Annotated in this window: 4 protein-coding genes; 1 reads left to right on the forward strand and 3 read right to left on the reverse strand. The window is 58.1% G+C overall.

What is annotated here, in order from left to right; translation table 11 throughout:
- Nucleotides 1–191: 191 nt before the first annotated feature.
- The 3 genes from AC3B8H_RS18965 to AC3B8H_RS18975 all read right to left on the reverse strand — a co-directional run bounded on the left by AC3B8H_RS18965 (nt 192) and on the right by AC3B8H_RS18975 (nt 2,059).
- Complete coding sequence (locus tag AC3B8H_RS18965; RefSeq protein ID WP_488443083.1) at nt 192–617, reverse strand: desulfoferrodoxin family protein; 426 nt, start codon at nt 615–617, stop codon at nt 192–194.
- 93 nt (nt 618–710) lie between these two features.
- Complete coding sequence (hypD, locus tag AC3B8H_RS18970) at nt 711–1,835, reverse strand: hydrogenase formation protein HypD (protein ID WP_488443084.1); 1,125 nt, start codon at nt 1,833–1,835, stop codon at nt 711–713.
- Nucleotides 1,832–2,059 carry a HypC/HybG/HupF family hydrogenase formation chaperone gene (locus tag AC3B8H_RS18975; protein WP_488443085.1) on the reverse strand — a complete coding sequence of 76 codons (228 nt, stop codon included), beginning with the start codon at nt 2,057–2,059 and terminating at the stop codon, nt 1,832–1,834. The genes hypD and AC3B8H_RS18975 overlap by 4 nt, the downstream gene beginning before the upstream one ends.
- Before the next feature lie 375 nt (nt 2,060–2,434).
- On the opposite strand from AC3B8H_RS18975, the gene AC3B8H_RS18980 reads away from it, so the two are divergent.
- Nucleotides 2,435–4,317: FecR family protein (locus tag AC3B8H_RS18980; RefSeq protein WP_488443086.1), on the forward strand; the 1,883-nt coding region annotated here is incomplete at its 3' end.

Here is a 4,317-nt window from a genome sequence, read left to right on the forward strand (position 1 = left end):
ATGGGGGTTGTAGATCAGGCTCGAATATTCATCTGAAAGCGTTTGCCAAACTACGGAAACATCGATGTCTGAACGCCCTCAATCTCGGCTAAAGTCCCTCCCGCGCCCTTCATTCTTAAATCCGCCATCCCCGCATGCTTAGGCGGGTGGGCTACCGGTGCATGGCTGGCCCGGTAGCGCCGCCGCGAAAATCAGACCTCCGCGCCGCTCAGCCAGGTGTCGTGCTTGTTACACACGCTGAGCGCGTAAAGCGCGCCGCTGTAGCCTTCCAGCGGAAAGGTCGATACCGGCACGGTGTCCTTGGCCGGGTCCAGCATGTGTTCGGCGAGGAATTTGAAATTGTTGTCGAGCAGAATGTGTTTGACGATGTAGTGCTCGTAGCCTTTCATTTCGTGCGGCGTGGTGACTTTAACCAGCGTTTTGCCGCCATCCTTGCTGATCTCGATGACCGGCAGGTGAGTAGCGGCTTTGCCGGCCCAACGACCCTGCGATTCCTGGGTATAAAACAACTCACCCTGCGGCGTGGGTAATTTGGTTTCGGCATGGCCTAGCGCGGGGGCGGCGAGGCCGGCAACTGCGGTGGCGGTACTCAGTTTTAGAAAATCGCGACGTTCCATAGAGGGCTTCCTGTGTGAGTGGCTGAGTGAAATATCGGTGAGAACCGACGGAGATACAACGATAATCGATAATGTCGAAGCGGTAAAACGGATTTAGCCGGCCGCGACCGTTTCGCCGCGCAAACGTCCGTACGACCAGTAGGCCGCGCAAGCGCCTTCCGACGACACCATGCACGAGCCCATCGGGTTCTCGGGCGTGCAGACGGTGCCAAGCAGTTTGCAATCCCTCGGTTTTTTGGCGCCGCGCAAAATCGCCGGACATTCGCAGCCCTTGACGTCGCTGGCGCGAATTTCCGGGATCGGGTAGCGGCGCTCGGCGTCGAAATCGGCGTATTCAGCGCGGATTTGCAAGGCGCTGTCGGCGATTAAGCCCAGGCCGCGCCATTCGAATTGAGCGCGCGGCTCGAACACCTCGGCGGTCAGGGTTTGCGCCTTAAGGTTGCCCTCGCGGCTGACTGCTCGGCTATATTCGTTTTCGACGATATGCCGGCCGGTATTGAGCTGGCGGATCAGCATCAGCGCCGATTGCATCACGTCCAGTGGCTCGAAGCCGGCGATCACAATCGGTTTGCCATATTCATCCGCAAAGACTTCGTAGGGCCGGCTACCGATCACGCTGCTGACGTGCGAAGGTCCGAGAAAGGCGTCGATTGCCACTGGCTGCGGCGCGTTCAAAATCGCCCGCATCGCCGCAGGCGTCAGCACGTGATTGCAGAACACCGAGAAATTGGTCAGCCCCTCCGCGCGCGCTTGTTGAATCGCCACCGCGGTCGGCGGCGTGGTGGTCTCGAAGCCGATCGCGAAAAACACCACCGGCCGGCCTGGATTGTCGCGGGCGATTCGCAACGCATCTTGCGTCGAATACACCATGCGGATGTCGCCACCGGCGGCCTTGGCTTTCAGCAGGCTGTTGCGGCCGCTGGCCGGTACCCGCATTAAGTCGGCGTAGGTACAAAGGGTGACGCCGTGCTGTTCGACCAACTGGATGGCGTTATCGATCCGGCCGGTCGGCAGCACGCAGACCGGGCAACCCGGACCATGCACGAACTCGACGTTGGCGGGCATCAAATCCTGCACGCCGTAACGAAAAATGGCATGGGTGTGGCCGCCGCAAAATTCCATCAATCGGTAGTGCCGCCCCGGATCGACGGTAGCGGCGATCGCGGCGGCCAATTGAGTCGCTAAGTCTTGTTGGCGGAATTCGTCGATGTATTTCATGATGCGGTTAGGCCGGCCTCGGCAAACAGTGCCAATGTCTTCAGCGCCTCGGCTTCATCAATTTTATTAAGCGCGTAGCCGACATGTACCAGCACGTAATCGCCGACGACCACGTCGTCGACCAAGGCCAGCGACACCTCGACCTTGACGCCGTCCACGGATGCCGTCGCCGTGCATTGATCGGCTTGAATTTCTATGATCTGGGCGGGTAGAGCTAGACACATGGTTAGTTTGCGGTTCTGACAAGTTGAATAATGTATATCATCGGCGTTTCAGCCTTCGGCCAACTCGCTCCGTCGTTCTCAGGGATGGGGCGGTGAGAGACCCAAAACCGAAATTGAAGTGCGATGACTATCGCCGGCTGCCTCTGGTAATGCCGTTGGGTATTTTGCCGGTAATCGCTTGATTTAGCGAGTGCCGCACGCTGAGCGTTCAACGGCACCCAACACAACAAATGTTTAGCTTTGCGCGAGTCGCCGGCAAAAAGTTCCTTACTTTCATCCGATTTTAATCTTCGAAGTGAATTAATACCTTGATATTGCGACTCATATCACACTATGATCGGTTAACAATAATAATTCACCCAATCCGGACCCAATATGCGCGCTTTGGTTTTGCTAATCATGGCCTTATTCGCGGGAGAAAGCTATTCCGAGACTGAAATTGCCGCTGCCGAATGCGAAGACGCACGGGCGGCCCGCTTGGTTTCATTGCAGGGATCGGTCTCGGTCGAGTTTGATCACCGATGGCGCGCCGCCGCGCTGGACGAGCGCTTATGCGAGGGTAGCCGGCTCAAGGTCGAGGCGAATAGTCGCGTTTCTCTGCAACTCCCCAATGGCGAAATCCTCCGGCTGTATAAAGAGACGGTACTGTCCCTAAACGGTATCAGCCAGGATCAACCGACGGTATTGGATTTAGTGAAGGGCTTCGTCCATTTTCTGAGCCGCACGCCTAAACGACTGACCGTGACGACGCCGATCGCCAACGCCGGTCCGGAAGGCACCGAGTTTGCGTTGCGCGTGGACGATACCCAGGCCGCGCTATGGGTTTATGAAGGCGGCGTCCGCTTTTTTAACGCTCAAGGCAGTATCAGCCTACAGCCGGGCCAAAGCGCGGAAGCCGCCCTGGGTCAGGCGCCGCGCGCGGTCATCGACTTGCGGCCCGCCGACGCGGTCAGTTGGGCGCTCTATTACCCGCCGCTGGTCGCGGCCAAACCGTCGTCGCTGTCCCCGTCATTGCAATCCGCATTGCTAGATTATCGGCAAGGCCGTATCGATGCAGCCTTAAACAACCTGGACGCGTTGCCGGAAACTCGCGACAGTTTAAAAATCAGGGCGGCCTTGCGCCTGATCGTCGGCCGGGTTGATGCGGCCAAGCAGGATGTCGCGGCTTTGCTGGCAACCGATCCGAACGACGCCGATGCGCTGGCCTTGCAATCGGTGGCCGCGTTGACCCAGAACGCCAAGGACGATGCGTTGGCACTGGCGCGGCGCGCGGTGGCTGCAAGTCCGCAATCCGTGCCGGCTCAAAGCGCGCTGTCCTACGCCGAACAGAGCCGCTTCGAACTAAACAATGCCCTGCAAGCCGCAACGCGCGCCACCGAACTGGCGCCGGAAGATGCCTTGGTATGGGCGCGCCGCGCCGAACTGGAAATGGCCAATGGCTTGACCGATGACAGTCTTACTTCCGCGCAAAAAGCATCGGCTCTGGACCCAAACCTAGAGCGCACCCAAAGCGTGATCGGTTTTGCCGAACTGGCGCGCGTCAACATCGACGCCGCTAGACAGCACTTCGAGACCGCCGTGAAGTTGGATTCGACGGCGCCATTGGCTCGCCTGGGGCTGGGCTTGGCGAAGATTCGCGCGGGCGAACTGGAAGAGGGCCGCGCGGACCTGGAGATCGCCGCTACGCTGGACCCCGTCAATTCGTTGATCCGCAGCTATCTCGGCAAAGCTTATTACGAAGAACGTCGCGATCCCTTGGCCCGCGATCAGTTCGACTTAGCCAAACAACGCGACCCCAAAGACCCGACCCCGTATTTCTACGACGCAATTCGCAAGCAAACCACCAATCGCCCGGTGGAAGCGTTGCACGACATGCAGCAAGCGATTGAGCTGAACGATAATCGGGCGGTGTATAGGTCGGAATTGCTATTGGATGAGGATTCCGCGGCACGAACCGCCAATATGGCGCGGATATACAATGATTTGGGATTTGGGAGGGTGGCACTGAAGGAGGCTTGGAAGTCGTTAGGACGCGATGCCACGAATCCGTCAGCGCATCGGTTTTTATCTGATACCTACCGCGAACCTCGCTTTCGAGTCGCTAGAGCCAGCGAATTGTTACAAGCCCAGTTACTGCAACCCATCAACATTACCCCGGTACAGCCGCAATTGACCGATGAAAACATCGGTTTTTTGAATAACACCGGGTCGGGGTCTATATCGAGCAATGAATACGATCCTCTATATACCTCAAATGG

Source organism: Methylomonas sp. BG-2 (assembly GCF_057766305.1).

What these genes read in the sequence shown, in the direction of transcription:
- AC3B8H_RS18975 (WP_488443085.1), bottom strand. Translation starts at nt 2,059, where the DNA reads ATGTGTCTAGCTCTACCCGCCCAGATCATAGAAATTCAAGCCGATCAA.
- hypD (WP_488443084.1), bottom strand. Translation starts at nt 1,835, where the DNA reads ATGAAATACATCGACGAATTCCGCCAACAAGACTTAGCGACTCAATTG.
- AC3B8H_RS18965 (WP_488443083.1), bottom strand. Translation starts at nt 617, where the DNA reads ATGGAACGTCGCGATTTTCTAAAACTGAGTACCGCCACCGCAGTTGCC.